Genomic DNA, 19231 nt, shown 5'->3' on the forward strand with positions numbered 1-19231 from the left:
GGGTTTAGGCGCTCGGGTGCCCGGCGCGAAGTTCGTCCACCGCCTGGTCCACCGCGCCGCGCCAATCGCCCGTCGCCTCGTACACCGCGCGTTGGCGCTGGTACGCCGCACCATTTTCCACGATCTTCGCGACGAGGTTCAGCTCGTCAACGCAGCCAAGCCGCTTAGCGACGCCCTGTAGCTCCCCCACCATCTCCAGCAGCTCATCCGTGACCAGGCGCTCATCTGTGTCCCTGCTGGTGATCACCTCGGCCTCGAGACCGTAGCGGGCTCCGCGCCATTTATTCTCTGCCACGTGCCACGGCTGCAGCGTTGGCAGTTCCTCGCCCCGGTCGATCATGTCGTCGTAATGCACGACGAGGCAGTGCGTCAGCGCGACGATGGCTGCGAGCTCCTCCAGGTTCGTCGCCGCATCCGAAATGCGCACCTCGACGGTGCCCCACTTGGCGGCCGGGCGGACGTCGAAATGCATTGAGCCCGTGTGCGACGTCACCCCCGACTTCGTCTGGTCGCGCATGAAATCGACCCACTCCTGCCAGCTACCGAACTGGTACGGCATGCCCGCGGTGGGAAGCTGCTGGTAGAGCATCGTCCTGTTCGACGCATACCCGGTGTCCAGCCCCTCCCACGCCGGGCTCGACGCACTGATCGCCAGTAAGTGCGGGTACTTCGTCATCACCGCGTTGATGATCGGCCACACCCGGTCCTCGTGTCTGATCCCCACGTGCACGTGCGTGCCCCACAGCAGCATCTGCTGTCCCCAGTACTGCGTGCGGTTGATGATCTCCTTGTACGTCGGCTTATCGCCTACCGGCTGCGTCCGGAAATCCGCGAACGGGTGACCCCCACCCGCCCACAACTTGAGGTTCTTCTCGTCGGCGACCTGCTGGATCTTGTCCTTCGTCTCCCGCAGGTACTCCATCGCCTCGGCCGTCGTGCCACAAATAGGCGTGACCAGTTCAATCGTGTTCTTCAGGAACTCCTTTTCCAGGTGCGTTCCCGGCCACCGCTGCTCCACCGCATCGATGACCTCCGCCGCGAACGGGACCAAATCGCGCGTCTCCGGATCGACGAGCGCGATCTCCCACTCCACGCCCAGGCTCAGCGCTTCCGACCGGTTGAAATCCCGGAACGGATCCATCGTGGCCTGATTTGTCGGCACAGTCATTCTCTCTGAATACGGGAAGAACCGCCCCCACGCAAATTTCTGCAGGGGCGGTCCGGTATTTAATTTCAGCTTGTCGGGCGCGCCTCGGTTTAGAGAGCCACCTCGCGGTTCTCCGCCAGCACCACCGTCACAGAACCGGGCTTCTTGGCCTCGGCGGGGACGCGGTCGTCGTTAGCCAGTGCAATTCCGCCGATCGTGTCCGCCAACTCACGCGCACGGTCCTCCGCACCCGGGGTATTCGGGTCGAACAGCACGGTGTTCTGCTCGAAGATCGCGTTCTCGCCCGGGATATTGCCCACCTCGCCGAGGTTGAAACCGTTCTCACGCGCCTGACCAGAGACCCGTTCAGCCAGGTTGCTCACCGCCGAGTTGTTGTAGATATTCACCGTCATATTCTCGCGCGTCATCGGGTTATTCGGACCCGCCGGCGCATCAGCTGCCGCGCCCGGCTGGCGGTTCTGGCCCGTGCCGTTCTGGTCTGCGCCATGCTGGTCTGCGGCGTTCTGGTTCTGGGCGTTCGGGTCGTTCGGGTTCTGGCCCGCGCCGTTTTGGCCTGCGCCGTTTTGGTTCTGCGCGTTCTGGCCCTGCGCGTTCGGGTCATTCTGGTTCTGACCCGCGCTGTTCTGGCCCTGCGCGTTCGGGTCATTCTGGTTCTGCACCGACTGGCCTGCCGGGTCATTAGCAGCCTGGTTGTCAGCACCGCCCTTGGTCAGCGCGTACACGGCCCACAACGCCAGCAGCAGCGCCACCGCAATGAGGATCATCGCCAGTCCGCGCTTGGGCACGCCACCTGCGGCAGCTGCGGTGCTCGAGCCGGCGCCGGCTGCCGCGGTGCGGGTGACCGGCGCGGCGACTGCGCGGTCGTCGCGGTCTGCGTCTTCTGCGCGGTCGGCCTCGATGCGTTCCGTGCGCTCGTCGTCATAGTTGTCGTAATCGGCGCGGTCGTCGTAGACGGCTTCCTTAGAGGTGTACCCGTAGTTATTGTCGCCATCGACGTAGTCACCGATTTCGGCCCCCATTATCGCGGCAGTGCTGCCCGCTGCTTCTTTGTGGCCGTGGGTGTAGCCGTAGCCGTCGGAGTCAGACTCATAACCACCGCTGTAGCCATAGCCTTCGGAGTCAGACTTATAACCACCGCTGTAGCCGTAGTCGTCAGAGTCAACCTCTTCGCGACGGTGGTGCTTGCCGCGGGCCACAGGTTCGCGCGCGGCGGTTTCACGTTCGACGGTCTTGCGCTTGGCAGTCTCGCGAACGGCAGGCTCTTCGCGCTCGGCGGCCTCGCGAGCGGCGCGCTCCTCACGCGGGTCGTACTGGTCACGGGCGTCGTAGTACTCGTCGAGCGCCTCGTCGAAGGAGCCGTCGCCGGCTGTCTCGTAGTGGTCGGACGCAGGTTCCTGCATCAGGTCGTCCGCGAGGTCGTCACGGTCCTGCAGCAGATCCTCGCTCTTGTCTCGGCTGAAGAACTTGCGGGCGCCGCTGAAGCGGCCTTTACGCGGGTCACGGTTACCAGAGTTCACATTAGTCACAGCCGTCACCCTAATGTGCCCACGTCGCCATTCTTTATCCCAACACGCCGAAACCGTGAACTATGCGCTGCATAGGCCCTGCAGATGCAGCACCCCGGGTGCAAAGAGTGCAGTGGGCACTGGCCAGCCGCTGAGGATGCGAATCCCAAATGTTAACCCTAGAACTTAGTTTCCCCTGGTCGGCAAAATGGCCCAAAATCACCGACCTGGGGAAACTAAGTTTTGGGGTTAACAACTAGGAAAAGGCAGGCTGGGGTTAACATCTAGGGCTAAGTTTTGGGGTTAACAACTAGGGCAACCAAGGCCCACAAAAGGCCCACAACTAGAGCCCAGGCCCAACCCCTAGGCCTCCCCACCACCCAAAACGCGCTGCTCCCGAATGCGCTGCAGCCGGCGGACGAGTTGGGGGCGCTCAGCGAGGGCGTCAGGGGAATCGATCAGGGAGTTGAGTTTCTGGTAGTACCGAAACGGCGATATGCCCAGCTCAGCCCGGATAGCGTCTTCGCGGGCACCGAGGCTGCGGGGAGCACGGCCGGCGAAGTCGAGTACGGCTAAGTCAAAGGAGTCCACGGATCGATCCTATACTGAGGTAATGATCCGACCGATTGTTATTTACGGCGACCCTGTCCTGCACACGCCCACGGAACCGGTGACGGAGCCGGTGGAGGAGCTGCAGGAGCTCATCGCCGACATGCACGAGACGATGGATGCCGCGTACGGGGTGGGGCTGGCGGCGAACCAGATCGGCGTCAATAAGCGGTTGTTCGTGTACCACTGCCCGGACGGGGACACGATGCGCCGGGGCACGGTGATCAATCCGGTGTTGGAGACCAGTGAGATCCCGAAGACGATGCCGAGCGAGGAGGACGACGAGGGCTGCTTGTCCGTCCCGGGCGAGTCGTTCCCCACCGGCCGCGCTGACTGGGCGAAGGTGACGGGCTTGGACGAGAACGGCAATCAGATCGAGATCGAGGGCACGGGCTTCTTCGCGCGTTGCCTGCAGCACGAGGTCGGCCACCTTGACGGCTACGTTTACCTGGACGTTCTCACCGGCCGCTACAAGCGCGAGGCGAAGCGCGCGGTGAAGCGCAACGGCTGGGACCACGCGGGCAACACGTGGATGCCGGGCGAAGACCCCGACCCGTTCGGCCACTAGTGTTCCGCACCACCCCCGTCGAACCGGGCGACCGCGTGGTCGTGCGTCGCCGCCACGGCAACCACGCCACGGACGTCATCGGGCACGTGGTCACGCTCGATCCGCTGGTCGTCCGCCCGCAAAAAGTCGGCGGTCTCCCGTCGGATGCGGAGGCGATCCGCATCGACGAACCAATCGTCGTCCGCCGCCTCAGCCCGCGCCGCATCCGCAACAGCGACATCCGCGCCGTCGAGACCGCCACGGCCCGCGCGTTCCCCGGCCAAGAGCATTCGCTTATCGACGCCTGGCTCGCCCGCTCCGGCTCCTCCATCACCGAACGCTCCAATAGCGCCACTCCCATCGGCCACTCGGCCAGTCTGCAGCCGGTCCCGATCGACAAGATCGTCGAGTTCTACCGCGCCCGAAAGATGCCGGTGCAGTTGTTGATCCCGGAGCGCATCGGCAAACCCGCGCTCCACCTGGTCGAGCGCAACCCCGACGCCTGGGAGCTCGGCCCGGAAATCATCACGATGACCCGTTCCCTTGAGGATCTCCCCGACTCCCCTGAAAACAGCACCGCAACCTTCCGCATCGACACCGAGCCCGACGACGCCTGGCTGGACATGTACCACTTCCGCGGCCAACCCCTGCCGCCGAAAGCACTGGCGGAACTGGCCGAGGAGATCGACGGCGAGCTGGGTTTCGGCCGACTACTCGCGCACGAAGGCAAAGACACCATCGCGATCACCCGTGGCACCATCACCTCCTCCGACGACGGCCGCATCTGGCTGGGCTACTCGGCAGTCGAGGTCGCACCGGACTTCCGACGCCAGGGGCTGGGTACCGCGCTCGGTGCGCACATGCTCCACTGGGGAGCATCCCGCGGCGCGACAGACGCGTACTTGCACGTCCTTGCCACCAACGATGCCGGGATCGGACTGTACGACAAGCTCGGCTTCGTCGAGCACCACCGCCACCGCTACGCCACCCTGAAACCCGAGCGTGATCTAGGGTAGAGCGCATGCGGATTGCCACGTGGAACATCAACTCGGTGCGCACGCGCGCCGACCGCGCCATCGCGTTTTTGGAGCGCAACGACATCGACGTTCTAGCCATGCAGGAAACCAAGTGCGCGGATGATAAATTCCCGTACTCGGTATTCGAGGCCGCGGGTTACGAGGTCGCCCACGTCGGCTACCACCAGTGGAACGGTGTCGCGCTGATCTCCCGGGTCGGCTTAGAGAATGTTCGCGACCACTTCCCCAACCAGCCCGGCTTCCACAAGGATCCTGAAAAACCTCAAGAACGAGAGGCTAGAGCAGTAGGTGCGACCTGCGGCGGCGTGGACGTCTGGAGCTTGTACATCCCCAACGGCCGCGAGATCGGCGACCGCCACTACGACTACAAACTCGAATTCCTGTGGCGCCTCGCCGAGGCCGTCGAGCCGGGCACCCCGCAGGTCTTCTGCGGCGACTACAACATCGCGCCGACTGACAAAGACGTGTGGGACCGCGCGTTCTTCGAGGGGAAAACGCACGTCACGGAGCCGGAGCGCGCGGCCTTTAGCAATCTCCTCGAATCCGGTCTCGCTCCCATCACGCACGAGGAGCCCTACTCGTACTGGGATTACAAGGCCATGCGCTTCCAAAGGAATGAAGGCATGCTCATCGATTTCCAGTTGACGGGAATGGAGGGAAGGGGGTTCGTCGATAAGCATGAGCGCGAGGGCAAGGGCGCGTCCGACCACGCACCCGTCGTCGCGGATTACGACGTCACGCGCATGCTTATCGACGACGTCCGATGATCCCCGACCTTTCCACCTGGCAGCTCATCCTCATGATCGTGGATTACACGATCAAGTTCGCGGTGATCGGCGTGATCCCCGAAAACCGCAAGCCGTCCAGCGCGAATGCGTGGCTGCTGGTCATTCTGCTCATCCCGTTTCTCGGGCTGCCGCTGTATTTCTTCTTCGGCTCGACGTATCTCTCGCGGCGCCGCCACCGCATCCAAAAAGAAGCGAATGACCAGATCAACGACGTCCACGCCGACTTCCCCGACGTGCCAAGCAGCGTGCGCTTAAGCGGCGACGTCGCGTCGATGGCGCACCTCAACCGCACGCTCACCGGGTACCCCGCGCTCGAAGGCCACGCGAAAGCGCTGTGGACCGACTACCAAAAGACGATGCTTCGCATCGCCGAGCTTATCGACGCCTCCACCTCCCACGTCCACATCGAAATCTACGCCCAAGCCTGGGACTCCACGACTGCCCCCGTGTTCGAGGCGATGGAACGCGCCGTCGCCCGCGGCGTGAAAGTCCGTGTGCTTTTCGATCACATCGGCTCCCAGAAATACCCCGGCTTCCGCGCGTTCAAGCGCAAGCTGACCGCAGCCGGCATCGAGTGGAACCTCATGCTCCCCCTGCTGCCCCTGCAGTGGCGTTTCCGCCGGCCTGACCTGCGCAACCACCGCAAACTCATCGTCATCGACGACTGCGTCGCCATGATGGGCTCCTTCAACCTCATCGACCGCTCCTACCTGGTCCGCAGCCACGTCAAGAAGGGCCGCCAGTGGGTCGACTCGTTCGTCGAACTCACCGGGCCGATCGTCGCTTCCCTCGAGTCCCTTTTCGCCGTGGACTGGTACACCGAATCCGGCGAACTCATCGACATCACCCCGCCCCGCGACACCGAACCAGATTCTGACACCTCCACGGTCCAGCTCATCCCCTCCGGCCCCGGGTTCACCACCGAACCCAACCTGCGGATGTTCAATACTCTCATCCACCACGCGCGCGAGCGCTTAATCCTCTGTTCGCCGTATTTCGTGCCCGACGACTCCATGCTCGAAGCCATCACCACCGCGTGTTACAGGGGTGTCCGCGTTGATTTATTGGTGGGCGAGAAAGCCGACCAGTTCATGGTTCAGCACGCCCAATCCGCCTACTACCAGCAGCTTCTCGAGGCCGGCGTCCACATCTGGCAGTTCCCCGCCCCCTACGTCCTGCACTCCAAATTCGCCATCGCCGACCCCGTCACCTGGGCCGACGGCCCCGCTAACCCCGTCGAGGACTCCCCCGCCGCATGTTCTACCCCCGACTCAAATACCGTCGCTGACCTGCACGAAATCGCCATCATGGGCAGTTCGAACATGGACATGCGCTCGTTCTCCCTCAACTACGAGAACAGCCTGTTCATCCTGGACGGCCCCCTCATCACCGACCTGTGTGGACTCGCTGCCGCCTACCTCTCCGTCTCCCGCGAGCTCACCCTCTCCGAATGGAACCAGCGCCCGTGGTCCCGCCGCTATATCGATAACGTGCTCAAGCTGACCTCGGCATTGCAATAGCGCGGTTTTGCCCCTGCGAAATGGTTGGTACGGACCCACCGGTGAATCTGTTTACATCCCTCAGTTGCAAGGAGTTTTATAGGCACTGGTAGGCGCGTTTTGGATTTTGAGGCGAGCGCCGAAAATGTAAACAGATTCACCAGCCGGTTCTGAGAGCGCGCCGATCCGCGGCCGGTCCAGGACGCCGCACCGCGAAAAGAGTGAAAAGAGCGGGAAAGAGAAAACCTGCGGCGGGAAATCCCGTCCGCAGGTAATCCTTGCCCTGAGAGCTAACTTCTAAGCGTCGCGTCGCTCGAGGAGCACAAGGCCGATGACATAAATCACCACTGCCCACACAACGACGATGCCGAACGATCCCCAGAGCCCCAAAGGGTCACCGCCGAAGGGGTTCGGCCTTCCAGTCTGGCTGTTCAGAACAAACGGAAGCGCGTTGCTGAACGGCGTAATGAACTGGATTTTCTCGCCAATCTTCGGGAGAAATCTGACAGCCAACTCGAAAATCGGCAGCGCAACCATGCTCATCACGGCGCCAGCGGTGGAACGCAAAATCCAACCCAAGCCTTGGGCCATCATGACCAGGAAAAACACAATCAACGGGACGGCCCAGAGCGAACGGCGGGCAAAAATATTGGTCTGCCAATCCACCGGGTAAAGGGCAAAATTGTCGCCGGCGATATACGAGAGGAGAAGCGTGACCGCGGTGATGGCCACGGCGATAAGTCCGTAGACGACGAGCTTAGCAAGGGCTACCTGCCAGCGGCGGGGCGTGACCGCGAAGTTAATGGAGTTCACATTGTAGCGGTAATCGGTGGTCACCACCATGACTGCCTGAATGATGATCGGCATGAGCCCGTAGAACAGGAACTGATACACGACACTGGCGCCGCCGTACACGGGGAAGTCCGGGCTGTCCAGTGCCGCGGTGAAGCACACGAAGATGACTGTGAGCACGATGCTGAGCCCGGTCGTCCAGTAAAAGGACTTGGTGGTGCGGAGTTTCGTCCATTCGGAAAGCATTGTTTTAAGCACGGTGATCTCCCGTCGTGGAATCGAAGGTAGCCGGGCCGGCAGGCGCGGAACTGGAGCCGGCGGGCAGCCCGGTCTGGTACTCGACGGCGCTCTCGGTGCGGCGGATATAGGCGTCCTCGAGAGAGGCGCGGCGCTCGGAAAGCTCGGTGAGCATGATGCCGGTGGAAAACGCGAGGGCGCCGATGTCTTCGCTGGAACGCTCGGGTATCTCCAAAACGGGGCGGCCGTCGGGGTCGGTGGCCTGGTTGAACTCGATGCCTTCGACCTGCAGGGCAGAACCGAGCTGGTCGAGGTGCGGGGAGCGCACGACGGTGGTGAGGGCGGAGTTCTCCTTGATGAACTCGTGGACGGACGAGGCGGCAACGAGGCGGCCCTTACCGATGACGACGAGGTGGTCGGCGGTCTGTGCCATCTCGGAGAGCATGTGGGAGGACACGAGGACCGTGCGGCCCTCATCGGCAAAACGACGCAGAAGCTGGCGGACCCAGCGGATGCCTTCGGGGTCGAGGCCGTTGACGGGCTCGTCGAGGATCAGGTATTCCGGGTCGCCGAGCATGGCGGCGGCGATGCCGAGGCGCTGGCCCATGCCCAGGGAAAAACCACCAGCCTTTTTATTCGCCACAGACGTCAGGCCGACCAGGCCAAGTACTTCATCGACGCGGGAGGTCGGGATGCCCGAGGCTTGGGCCTGCCACAGCAGCGCATTACGGGCGGAGCGGTTGGGGTGGATCGCCTTGGCGTCCAGGAGTGCTCCGACTTTGCGGAGGGGGTTGGAAAGGGAACGGTAGGGCACGCCGTCGATAAGCGCGGTGCCTGATGTTGGCGTGTCGAGGCCGAGGATCATGCGCATCGTCGTCGATTTGCCGGCACCATTCGGCCCGAGGAAGCCGGTGACTACGCCGGGTTCGACCCGGAACGTGAGGTCGTCGACCGCGCGGACCTGGCCATATTGTTTGGTCAGGTTCTGTACGTCAATCATACGCTTTAGCGTGCCACAAAAGCACGCTTAACGACGACTCAAACCCCCGGTGCAATTCATACTCCCTGATTTTGTCCAGCGGAACCCACAGAAGCTCCATAGATTCTGCGTTGGGTTCAAGGTCGATGGGCTGCCCAGTCGTGGTGTGCGCCATGACGGTGGTGTAGGTCCAGCCGGGCTCCTCACCGGCGGTGACCAGCTCCTTCTCCACCTCGACGAGGGAGGTGTCAATGCCGCACTCCTCCACCGTCTCACGCAGCGCCGCCTCCTGCGCCGTCTCATGCGAATCGCGCGCGCCGCCAGGCAGCGCCCACGTCCCGCCGTCAGCGACCCAGTGCGCGCGGTGCTGCAACAACACCGTGTCCCCAGCGCGCAGGAAGAGTCCCGCCGCACCGTATTTTCCCCACACGCGCTTACCGCCGGGACCGTCGACCCACCCGTTGCCGTCACCTTCCATGCGAACCAGTCTAACGGTGCGCATGAACCACGGTGCTAGTGCGCTATTCTGGGGCAATGACGCGGGGACAGCGGGCACAGCGACGGGCGGAGGCGGCGGCCCAAAAGGCCACAAAGGCCGACAAGGCCGCCAAGGCCGCCAAAGCCGCAAAAGCCGCCAAAGCCGCACCAGCCAAACCCGCCAAGAAAAAGCCCGACCCCACCGCCCCCACATCAAAAACCAAACTCCCCCGCTTCACCCCGCGGAAGTCGAAGGCCCGCCCGGAGGATCTGGTGGAGCACGAGGACGCGTGGCTGGATCAGCTGGAGGAGACGCCGCGGCAGAAGGGGCTGCGCGGGGTCAAGACGCGCCTGGGCGAGTACATGGGTGGCACAGGTCGTTGGGTGGGGAACGCGTGGGGGTTTGTGAGTTCGACCGTCGGCAAGCTGTTGGTTTTGCTGTTGGTGCTGACGATGTTCATGTTCGCGGGCGCGTGGGCTGCGTCGCAGGCGGGCGCGAACCGTGAGTCGGGTTTGCAGACGTTGTTGAATGCGACGGAGCCGATGAGCAATTCGGCGCATACGTTGTTCACGTCGATGAGCCAGGCGGATACGTTGGCGACGACATCGTTTGTGCAGCCGGGTCTGCAGACGGCGGAGTCGCACCAGAAGTATCTCGACGCGATCGATAGTGCGGTGGTCGCGGCGGATGAGGTGTTGCGCGGCAGTGTGGTGACGCGCGCGGATCACACGGAGAAGGTGCAGGAATCTGTGCGCGAGATCCAGCGTTTGATCCCGCAGTACACGGGGTTGATGGAGCGTGCGCAGGCGAATCAGCGTGTGGGCAACCCGTTGGGCGTGGCGTATATGTCGCAGGCGAGTTCGTTGATGCACGAGACGATGTTGCTGAAGGCGCAGACGATCCTCGATATCACGCGGGAGCAGGTGGAAGATGAGATGAACCGTCTGACGCGCGCGCAGCTGGTTCCGCTGTCGGGTCTGTTGGCGGCGCTCATTGCGCTGGGTGCCGCGCAGTACGCGTTGTGGCTGATGTTCCGCCGCCGTTTGAATAAGGGTTTCCTCGCGGCGACGGCGCTCACGCTCGTGGCGATGGTGTGGTTGGGCGCGTCGAATATCGCGGCGTGGGACGCGGGCCGGCATGATTTCGCGAGTACCGCAGGCCCGTACGAGCAGCTCACGAATGCGCGGACGACGGCGCAGGAGATGCGCACCTCCGAGACGTTGACGTTGCTGACGCGCAATACGCAGCGTTCGTCGATGTCGATGAACGATACGTCGGCGGAGGTCGCGAACGCGCTGGATGCGGTGTCCACGGTGACGAATGCGGATGAGATCATCATCGCCCGCAATGCGCTCGCGGATTGGGGCCTCGCGCACACATCCATGATGAACGCGCTGAACAGCGGCGAATATGACCGCGCGGTGAGTCTCGCGACGGACGGCGAGGGCAACACGACGGCAACGACATTCGCGCTTCTCGACGATTCCCTCGGTGAGCTCAATGCCACCGCCCGCTACAAGCAGCGCGAGCACATCAACGAGGCATTGGGCACCACGCGTGGCATCTCAACGGGCATCATGGTTCTCATGCTCGCCGCGATCGCGCTCACGTTCGTCGGCGCGCGCCCCCGCATTCAGGAGTACATGTGATGGCACGCATCGCTTATCGACGTCACCCCCACAGCCCCCACCCCGCCACGACCCTGTGGGCAGCTCTTACTGTCTCGGTACTGCCTTTCGCTGCCGCCTGCGCCCCAGCACCGCCTCCGCCGCAGGAGCAGTTGAGCGCCCGCACCACCCACCATGAGCTGCTCCCACCCGGCGCGTATCTCGACGAACCTGGCGAGGAGCCGGGCGAGGCCAGTCAGCCCGCGGACTGGCCCGGGTCACTGCGCCCGGACGATAAGACGCCGGAGGAGCGGATCCCGGAGATTTACAAGCGCGGCCGGATCATCGTGGGTGTGGACCAGTCGCAGTATCTGCTCAGCTTCCGCGACAATGCCTCCGGCGAGTTGAAGGGGTTCGAGGTCGATCTGGCCCGGGAGATCGCCAAGGATATTTTCGGTGACCCGGATCCTGGCAGAGTGGATTTCCGTTTCATCGATTCCACGATGCGCACCGAGGCGATCGTGTCCGGCCAAGTCGATATCGTGGTGCGCACCATGTCGATCACGAAGAAGCGCCTGGAAGCGATTGATTTCTCCGCACCGTACCTCGACTCCAGCGTGCGGATGCTCGTTCCGGCGGCATTGGGCATCGAGTCCACAAGCGACATCACCGATGAGCGCATTTGCGTCGCCGACGGTTCCAATGTGGTGGACATGGCCCGCCGCACTTTCCCCGAACAGGAGATTTTGCGCACCCGCACCTGGACCGATTGCCTGGTTGCCTTGCAGCAATTCCAGACCGGCGCACTGCTTGGCGACGAGACGATTCTCGCCGGTGCCGCCGCCCAAGACCCCCTTACCACCGTCACGGGCGAAGCAATAGCGGACCAGCAGTATTCGGTGGGCATCCCGAAGGGCAATGACGGCCTGACCCGCCAGGTCAATTCCACCCTCGAGCGCATCCGCCGCGACGGCACGTGGGATTCCATGTTCAACCGTTGGCTCAGCCCGCATATCGGCGCCCGCTCCGCCCCCGCCCTCACCTACCGCCCGGAGGAGACCGACAACCCCGACGAGCCAGACACCCCCGACACCGCGGAAGGAGAATAAGCCGTGACGACGACCAATCAACCGGATCAGCCCCAGCGCCCCGCCAGCGACAACACGACCGATCCCGAGTTCACTGAACCCGAGCTCACCGAGGCCGTCGCCTTCGACCCCTTCGCCGACGATGACGATGACACTAGCGACACCGGCGACACAGGCGATGACTGGCTCTCCTGGTACGACCACGGCGACATCGACCAGGTGACGGTCCACCCACGCCCCGAAGAGCCCGAAGACCCCGAAGAACCCGAAGAACCCGCCCCGGCCGAAGAACCGCAGGCGACAGAGGCTGTCGCATTCGACCCGTTCGCGGACGACGAGGACGACGAAAACCCCGACACAGACGAAGCCGCGCCCGCCGAGGGCCCAGAGGCCACAGAGGCGGTGGCCTTCGACCCGTTCGCGGACGATGACGAGGAAGACACCACGGACAGCACCGTCGTGGAGGGGCTGGACGAGTCGGACTTATACGGCAGTGCCGGCGAGTACGCGGGGCTGTTGAAAGACCTCGGTGAGCTGCGCGCCGGCCAGGTGCAACGGGCGCAGGCGGCCAACGCAGAGAAGGAGGCGTACGAGCGGGCGCAGCAGGAGGCGCTGGCGCGGGCGCAGGCCAGCACGAGTGAGCGGGCACGCAGGCAGGCGCTGGACACGTTCCGCGAACTGCGCGGTGTCAAACGCGCGACGCGCTCGGTGGCCGACGGCATGGTGGAGCTGCCGTGGGTCGCGCCGGTGGAGCCGAATGAGGCGATCAAGGACCCGACGAACGCGATCGTCAACAAGAAGGTCCCGGAGCCGCAGCTGCAGAAAGGCGATATTGTCGCAGGCCAGTACCGGATCTTGGGCGTGATCGCGCACGGCGGCATGGGGTGGATCTATCTAGCGCAGGACGATTACGTGGCGGGCCGCCACGTGGTGCTCAAGGGCATGCAGTCGGAGAAGAGCGAGGACGAGGCGGCGGCCGCGGCAGCGGAGCGGGAATTCCTGGCAGATATCACGCACCCCGGCATCGTGAAGATCTTCAACTTCATCGACGACCCCAGGGTTGACGGGGGATTCATTGTGATGGAGTTCGTGGGTGGGCCGTCGTTACGCGAACGCAAAAATGCGCAAGAAACGCACCTGCTTCCCATCGATCAAGCGATCGCGTACATCCTGGAGGTGCTTCCCGCGCTGGGGTACCTGCACAGCCGCGGGGTGGTGTACAACGACCTCAAACCCGACAACATCATTGTCACGGAAGACCAGGTCAAGCTCATCGACCTCGGCGCGGTCAGCGGCATCGGCGCGTACGGTTTCATCTACGGCACGAAGGGCTACCAGGCGCCGGAGGTCGCGCGCGAGGGGCCGAGCATCGCCAGTGATATCTACACCGTCGGGCGCACGCTCGCCGCGCTCATTCTCGAGCTGCCGAAGAAGGGCCGCGCGTACTCACACACGCTGCCCACGCCGAGCGACTCGCCGACGCTGCGCCGCTACATCTCGCTGTACCGCCTGCTCGCGCGGTGCTGCCACCCAGATCCGCAGCAGCGTTTCCGCAGCGTGGAAGAGCTCGAGGTGCAGCTGCTGGGCGTACTGCGCGAAATCATTGCACTGCGCGACGGCATCAATCACCCCGCGCAGCATTCGCTGTTCTCGCCGCAACGTACGACTTTCGGCACCAAGCACCTCGTCTTCCGCACGGATCAGCTTATCGACGGCATCGACCGCACCGTCGAGATCACCCCCTCCGAAGCAATGTCTGCCCTGCCCACTCCCCTGATCGACCGCTCCGATGTCGGCGCCGGCCTTCTCTCCGGCACCTCCTACGCCGAGCCCCAGGAGACCCTGGAGACGCTGCGCCAGGCCTTCAAGGCCACCGAATACGCCGACTCCGCGGAGATCCCGTTCGCCGTCGCCCGCGCGATGCTCGACCTCGGCCTGACCTCGCAGGCACAGCATTGGCTGAGCAAACTAGACGGCCCGCTGCGCTCCGACTGGCGCTTCCACTGGTACCAGGGCCTCACCGAGCTCATTCACGGTGATTTCGCCTCCGCGCAAAGAGACTTTTCCGCCGTCCTCGACATCGTGCCGGGCGAGGCCGCACCCAAGCTCGCGCTCGCCGCCGTCGACGAGCTGCTCCTCCAGCAATCAGGGCTACAGCAGCAAAAGCTTATCGACGACACCCTCGCCCGCCACCTCTCCTCCATCCGCACAGATTTGGGCGAACTCCCCAACTCCTATTTCCGGGCGCAGGAAAAAGCCGGGGTGATTTCGCCGAAATGGTCCCACGTGACCGACCACCCGGCCACGCTGCGCCTTAACGCAATGCGCCTCTACGCCCTGGTGTGGGCCGCGAACCCCACCACCGTCTCTTCCGCTTTCGGCCTGGCCCGCCAACTCATGTACGAAGGCGAAGTCGAGATGGCCGTCGCCGCACTGGACAAGGTTCCGCAGCAATCCCGTCACCACCGCATGGCCAAGCTGACCACGATTCTCTACCTGGTTAGTGACGAACTCACCGAGTCCCGCATCCGCCGCGCCGCCCGCCGCCTGGAAGAGATCCCCACCAACGAGCCACGCCTACTCCAGATCAAGGTCGCCGTCCTCCGCGCCGGCCTGACCTTCCTCCGCGATTCCGGCGCCTCCGCCGCCACCGCCAGGACCCACTTATTCGAGTACGACTTCACCATCAAGGATCTCCGCCGCGGTCTGGCCATCACGCTGCGTGAGCAGGCCCGCCGTGCCCCGTTCGCACGCCACCGCTATGCGCTGGTGGACACCGCGAACAAGGTCCGCCCCGCGACCTGGTTCTAGGTCAGCGCCACTCGTCCCAGCGCCCCAGCGCTTCCGGCTCCCACATGTGAACCTCAAATGTTAACCCCAAAGTTGAGTTTCCCCAGGTGGGCAAAAACGCCCCTCACACAGCGACCTGGGGAAACTAAGTTTTGGGGTCAACATCTGGAAATCGGCAGCAAAAACCCGGCCCCAACAGTGCTGGAACCGGGTGAGGGTTAGCTGCGTAAAAGCAGAGTGCCTAGAGCGACTCGGCGATCGCGGCGGACTTCTGCGCGATGGCGAGCTCCTCGTTCGTCGGAACGACGAGCACCTTGATGGTGGAATCCTCGGTGGAGATGATGCGCGGGCCGGAGCCGTTCTGGTTCTTCTCCTCGTCGATCTTGATGCCGAAGTTCTCCAGATCAGCCAAGGAGTTAGTGCGCACAGTGTGGTCGTTCTCGCCCACACCGGCGGTGAACGTGATGGTGTCCACACGGCCCAGGGTGATCATGTAAGCGCCGATGTAACGGCGGAGACGGTGAATGTAGACGTCGTAGGCCAGCTTGGCGTTCTCGTCGCCCTCGTCCATCTTGTCGTGCAGCACGCGGAAATCGTTCACGCCGGACAGGCCTTTCACACCGGAGCGACGGTTGAGCAGGTCGTCGATCTCATCGATGTTCATGTCCGCATTGCGGGCCAGGTGGAAGATCACACCCGGGTCAATGTCACCGGAGCGGGTACCCATGACCAGGCCCTCGAGCGGGGTGAGACCCATCGAGGTGTCGATCGGGTGGCCGCCGCGGATCGCGGAGGCAGAGGCACCGTTGCCGATGTGCATGACGATCTGGTTGAGGTCCTCGATCGGCTGACCCAAAAAGTCCGCCACCTCAAGGGCAATGAACTCGTGGGAGGTGCCGTGCGCGCCGTAGCGACGGATATTGTGCTCCTTGGCCACAGCGGCGTTGAGCGCATAGTTCGCGGAGTACGCCGGCAGGTCAGTGAAGAAGGCGGTATCGAACACGGCGACGTGCGGCACGTCCGGCAGCAGGTCGCGGGCGACCTCGATGCCGTCGATATTCGCCGGGTTGTGCAGCGGCGCCAAGGGGATGAGCTCGCGGATGAGCTCGATCACATTATCGTCGACAAGCGCGGGCGCGCTGAACGTCTGACCGCCGTGGACGACGCGGTGGCCACAGGCGATGATGTCCACCTGGGTCGGGCCGGCGCCGTTGGCGTCGAGCATGGCGATGGCCAGCATCAGGCCGCCGCGGTGGTCGCGGATCGGCATGTTGGACTCGACGTGGCGGCCTTCAATCTGGATGGAAATGCGGCCGTTCGGTTCACCGATGCGCTCCACCAGGCCGGTGACGAACGGCTGGTCGGATGCGGACGCGGTGGGGTCGACGATCTGGAATTTGATCGAGGAGGAACCGGAGTTGAGGACGAGTGCGTAGGCCATTATTTAGCTCCTTGCGCCTGGATAGCAGTGATTGCGACGGTGTTGACGATGTCGGGGACAGTCGCGCCGCGGGACAGATCGTTGACCGGCTTGTTCAGGCCCTGCAGAACGGGGCCGATGGCGAGAGCGCCACCGGTGCGCTGCGCGATCTTGTAGCCGGCGTTGCCAGCCTCCAGGTCCGGGAAGACAAAGACATTCGCCTGGCCAGCGACCGGGGAATCCGGGGCCTTTTTCTTGCCCACGCCTGGGTCAGCGGCGGCGTCGAACTGCAGCGGGCCGTCGATAGCGGTGTCCGGGGCGAGCTCCTTCGCCTTAGCTGTCGCCTCGACGGCGCGGTCGACGTCCGGACCGGAGCCGGAAGAACCGGTGGAGTAGGAAAGGATGGCCACCTTCGGGTCGATGCCGAACTGCGCCGCGGTCTTCGCGGACACGGCGGCGATCTCGCCGATCTGCTCGGCGGTCGGGTTCGGGTTCACCGCGCAGTCGCCGAATGCCCACAGGCGGTCGCGCATGACCATGAGGAAGACCGAGGACACGACGGATGCGCCCGGCGCGGTCTTGATGATCTGGAACGACGGCTTGATGGTGTGCGCGGTGGTGTGCGCGGCACCGGAGACCATGCCGTCAGCCAGGCCCTTGTGCACCATCATGGTGGCGAAGTAGGAGATGTCCTTCATCGTCTCGCGGGCTTCCTCAACGGTCACGCCCTTCTTCTTACGCAGCTCGGCGAATTCTTCCGCAAATTCGTCGAGCAGGTCGGAATTGAGGTGGTCGATGATATTCGCGCCCTCGAGGTTGAGGCCCAAATCATCGGCACGGCGCTCAATATCATCGCTGACACCGAGGATGGTCAGGTCCGCCACGTCCTGCTTGAGCAGCTGGTGGGCGGCCTCCAGAATGCGGTCGTCCTCGCCCTCCGGCAGCACGATGTGTGCGCGCTTCTCCTTCGCGCGAGTGATGAGCCAGTTCTCGAACACAGCGGGGGACATGACCTGCCGCGCGTCGGTGCTGAGTGCAGCATCGAGAGCAGAAGCATCCAGCTTATCGACGCCCGTCGCCTGCGCCCCCAGCTCCTCCACTCGTGCCAGAGCGAGCTCTGCCGCCGGGCTTTCGGCTGCGCCGGTGGCTGTGAGCAGCAGCACCGGGACACCGAGCGCTGTGGCGACCTCCGCATCGAAGGTGTACTCGCCGATACCCACGATGAGGCTGTCACCGTCCGCGAGCAGATCCGCCGACACAATCGCGGAGAGCTCACGCTCCTGGTCGCTCAGGTTGACGACCTTCAGGTTTTTCTCCCCTGCCAGCGCCTCGATGTCACCCCCTTCGAGTTCGCGGCCTACCGCAGTGATGAGAACGGACCTGTTTGCAGCCATCTAGGAACAACCTTTCCGGGCTTTCACCCTATGGTTTCGCGGGTATTCGCATCTTGCGCGCGAATCATGCGCGCATCTCGCGCAGCGGATCGACGCGCTCACCTGCGCGCTCTATCCAGCTCATTTCAAGTGTAGTCACCTGCCCGGACACACGCAGGTGGCGTTGGTTACACCCCGCAGCGCCACACCGTCAAACCGATCGGTCCGAAATAAAAAGACCACTTTGTCTAGATTCGTTTGGTCAATGCCCTATACTGACACTACAAATAACAGCAAGAACTACCCGCAGGATGCCCTGCGTGAGACACCAGCAACAGCGCAAAGGACAGTTTCGACCTTCATGAGTACTCCCACTTCCGACAACACCCTCCGCGTCGCCGTCGTCGGCTCCGGCCCCGCCGGCATTTACGCCTCCGACCTTCTGGTCAAGTCCGATGTGGACGTGCACGTGGACCTCTTCGAGCGCATGCCCGCCCCGTTCGGTCTGATCCGCTACGGCGTCGCGCCTGACCACCCGCGCATCAAGGGCATCGTGAAGTCTCTGCACAACGTGCTGGACAAGCCGGAGATCCGCCTGCTGGCCAACGTCGATGTGGGCAACGACATCACTGTCGAGGAGCTGCAGGAGTACTACGACGCAGTCGTCTTCGCTACCGGCGCCACCGCCGACCGCGACCTGAACGTCCCGGGCGCGGAGCTGGAGGGCCACTACGGCGCCGGCCAGTTCGTCGGCTTCTACGACGGCAATCCCAACTTCACCCGCGACTGGGATCTCACCGCTGAGAAGGTCGCCATCGTCGGCGTCGGCAACGTCGCACTCGACATCGCCCGCGTTCTGGCTAAGACCGCCGACGAGCTGAAGGTCACGGAGATCCCGGACAATGTCTACGACAACCTCAACGCCTCCGCGGCGAAGGAGATCCACGTCTTCGGCCGCCGCGGCCCCGCCCAGGCCAAGTTCAGCCCCCTTGAGCTGAAGGAGCTCGACCACTCCGACAGCATCGAGGTCATCGTCGACCCGGAGGATATCGACTACGACGAGGCATCGGAGACGGCTCGTCGAGAAGCGAAAAGCGTCGACCTTGTGTGCCAAACCTTGGAAGGCTACGCGATGCGCGACCCGAAGGGCGCCCCGCACAAGCTGTTCATCCACTTCTTCGAGTCCCCCGTGGAGATCATCGGCGAGGATGGCAAGGTCACCGGCTTTGTCACTGAGCGCACCGAACTCGACGGCAACGGCGGCGTGACCACCACCGGTGAGACCACCACCTGGGACGTCCAGGCTGTCTACCG

Annotated in this window: 16 protein-coding genes; 8 read left to right on the forward strand and 8 right to left on the reverse strand. The window is 63.7% G+C overall.

The features are described 5' to 3' along the window. Window positions 1–4 precede the first annotated feature (4 nt). The 3 genes from M3G19_RS09820 to M3G19_RS09830 all read right to left on the reverse strand — a co-directional run bounded on the left by M3G19_RS09820 (window position 5) and on the right by M3G19_RS09830 (window position 3264). The gene (locus tag M3G19_RS09820; protein ID WP_259902455.1) at window positions 5–1141 is read right to left on the reverse strand and encodes a glutamate--cysteine ligase; all 1137 of its coding nucleotides are present in this window, start codon (window positions 1139–1141) and stop codon (window positions 5–7) included. A gap of 116 nt (window positions 1142–1257) precedes the next feature. Continuing rightward, the gene (locus tag M3G19_RS09825; RefSeq protein WP_259902434.1) at window positions 1258–2694 is read right to left on the reverse strand and encodes a LytR C-terminal domain-containing protein; all 1437 of its coding nucleotides are present in this window, start codon (window positions 2692–2694) and stop codon (window positions 1258–1260) included. A gap of 342 nt (window positions 2695–3036) precedes the next feature. Then, window positions 3037–3264: a DUF3263 domain-containing protein gene (locus M3G19_RS09830; protein ID WP_259902435.1), complete on the reverse strand. Its 228-nt coding sequence runs from the start codon at window positions 3262–3264 to the stop codon at window positions 3037–3039. A gap of 22 nt (window positions 3265–3286) precedes the next feature. Between M3G19_RS09830 and M3G19_RS09835 the strand changes: the two genes are divergently transcribed. Genes M3G19_RS09835 through M3G19_RS09850 form a run of 4 tightly spaced genes read left to right on the forward strand, consistent with a single transcriptional unit; the run spans window position 3287 to window position 7174 of the window. Then, on the forward strand, window positions 3287–3850 hold the full coding sequence (locus tag M3G19_RS09835) for a peptide deformylase (RefSeq protein WP_259902436.1): 564 nt from the start codon (window positions 3287–3289) through the stop codon (window positions 3848–3850). After that, entirely contained in the window at window positions 3850–4845 is a 996-nt protein-coding gene (locus tag M3G19_RS09840) for a GNAT family N-acetyltransferase (RefSeq protein ID WP_259902437.1), read from the forward strand. Before M3G19_RS09835 ends, M3G19_RS09840 begins: the two co-directional genes overlap by 1 nt. Window positions 4846–4850: 5 nt before the next feature. Next, the gene (locus M3G19_RS09845; RefSeq protein ID WP_259902438.1) at window positions 4851–5633 is read left to right on the forward strand and encodes an exodeoxyribonuclease III; all 783 of its coding nucleotides are present in this window, start codon (window positions 4851–4853) and stop codon (window positions 5631–5633) included. Then, on the forward strand, window positions 5630–7174 hold the full coding sequence (locus tag M3G19_RS09850) for a phospholipase D-like domain-containing protein (RefSeq protein WP_259902439.1): 1545 nt from the start codon (window positions 5630–5632) through the stop codon (window positions 7172–7174). Before M3G19_RS09845 ends, M3G19_RS09850 begins: the two co-directional genes overlap by 4 nt. A gap of 276 nt (window positions 7175–7450) precedes the next feature. Here the strand turns inward: M3G19_RS09850 and M3G19_RS09855 are convergent, their stop codons facing one another. The 3 genes from M3G19_RS09855 to M3G19_RS09865 are packed head-to-tail and all read right to left on the reverse strand — an operon-like array spanning window position 7451 to window position 9639. Further along, window positions 7451–8203: an ABC transporter permease gene (locus tag M3G19_RS09855; protein WP_259902440.1), complete on the reverse strand. Its 753-nt coding sequence runs from the start codon at window positions 8201–8203 to the stop codon at window positions 7451–7453. After that, window positions 8196–9182: an ABC transporter ATP-binding protein gene (locus M3G19_RS09860; protein WP_259902441.1), complete on the reverse strand. Its 987-nt coding sequence runs from the start codon at window positions 9180–9182 to the stop codon at window positions 8196–8198. Before M3G19_RS09860 ends, M3G19_RS09855 begins: the two co-directional genes overlap by 8 nt. Next, on the reverse strand, window positions 9175–9639 hold the full coding sequence (locus tag M3G19_RS09865; RefSeq protein WP_259902443.1) for an NUDIX domain-containing protein: 465 nt from the start codon (window positions 9637–9639) through the stop codon (window positions 9175–9177). Before M3G19_RS09865 ends, M3G19_RS09860 begins: the two co-directional genes overlap by 8 nt. A gap of 56 nt (window positions 9640–9695) precedes the next feature. Between M3G19_RS09865 and M3G19_RS09870 the strand changes: the two genes are divergently transcribed. The 3 genes from M3G19_RS09870 (at window position 9696) to M3G19_RS09880 (ending at window position 15145) form a co-directional block, all read left to right on the forward strand. Continuing rightward, a complete protein-coding gene (locus tag M3G19_RS09870; RefSeq protein ID WP_259902444.1) occupies window positions 9696–11288 on the forward strand; it encodes a hypothetical protein in 1593 nt (530 codons plus the stop codon). Then, the gene (locus M3G19_RS09875; RefSeq protein WP_259902445.1) at window positions 11288–12355 is read left to right on the forward strand and encodes a glutamate ABC transporter substrate-binding protein; all 1068 of its coding nucleotides are present in this window, start codon (window positions 11288–11290) and stop codon (window positions 12353–12355) included. The genes M3G19_RS09870 and M3G19_RS09875 overlap by 1 nt, the downstream gene beginning before the upstream one ends. A gap of 198 nt (window positions 12356–12553) precedes the next feature. Next, window positions 12554–15145 carry a tetratricopeptide repeat protein gene (locus tag M3G19_RS09880; RefSeq protein WP_396121777.1) on the forward strand — a complete coding sequence of 864 codons (2592 nt, stop codon included), beginning with the start codon at window positions 12554–12556 and terminating at the stop codon, window positions 15143–15145. Window positions 15146–15365: 220 nt separating this feature from the next. Here the strand turns inward: M3G19_RS09880 and M3G19_RS09885 are convergent, their stop codons facing one another. Further along, window positions 15366–16565, reverse strand: a complete 1200-nt coding sequence (locus tag M3G19_RS09885) for an acetate kinase (protein WP_259902448.1) — start codon at window positions 16563–16565, stop codon at window positions 15366–15368. Beyond that, window positions 16565–17938: a phosphate acetyltransferase gene (gene pta, locus M3G19_RS09890; RefSeq protein ID WP_259902449.1), complete on the reverse strand. Its 1374-nt coding sequence runs from the start codon at window positions 17936–17938 to the stop codon at window positions 16565–16567. The genes M3G19_RS09885 and pta overlap by 1 nt, the downstream gene beginning before the upstream one ends. A 340-nt stretch (window positions 17939–18278) precedes the next feature. Between pta and M3G19_RS09895 the strand changes: the two genes are divergently transcribed. Continuing rightward, window positions 18279–19231 (forward strand): FAD-dependent oxidoreductase (locus M3G19_RS09895; protein ID WP_259902452.1); only part of this gene is annotated, 953 nt, incomplete at its 3' end.

It is taken from the genome of Corynebacterium sp. p3-SID1194 (genome assembly GCF_025144155.1).
GTDB lineage: Bacteria > Actinomycetota > Actinomycetes > Mycobacteriales > Mycobacteriaceae > Corynebacterium.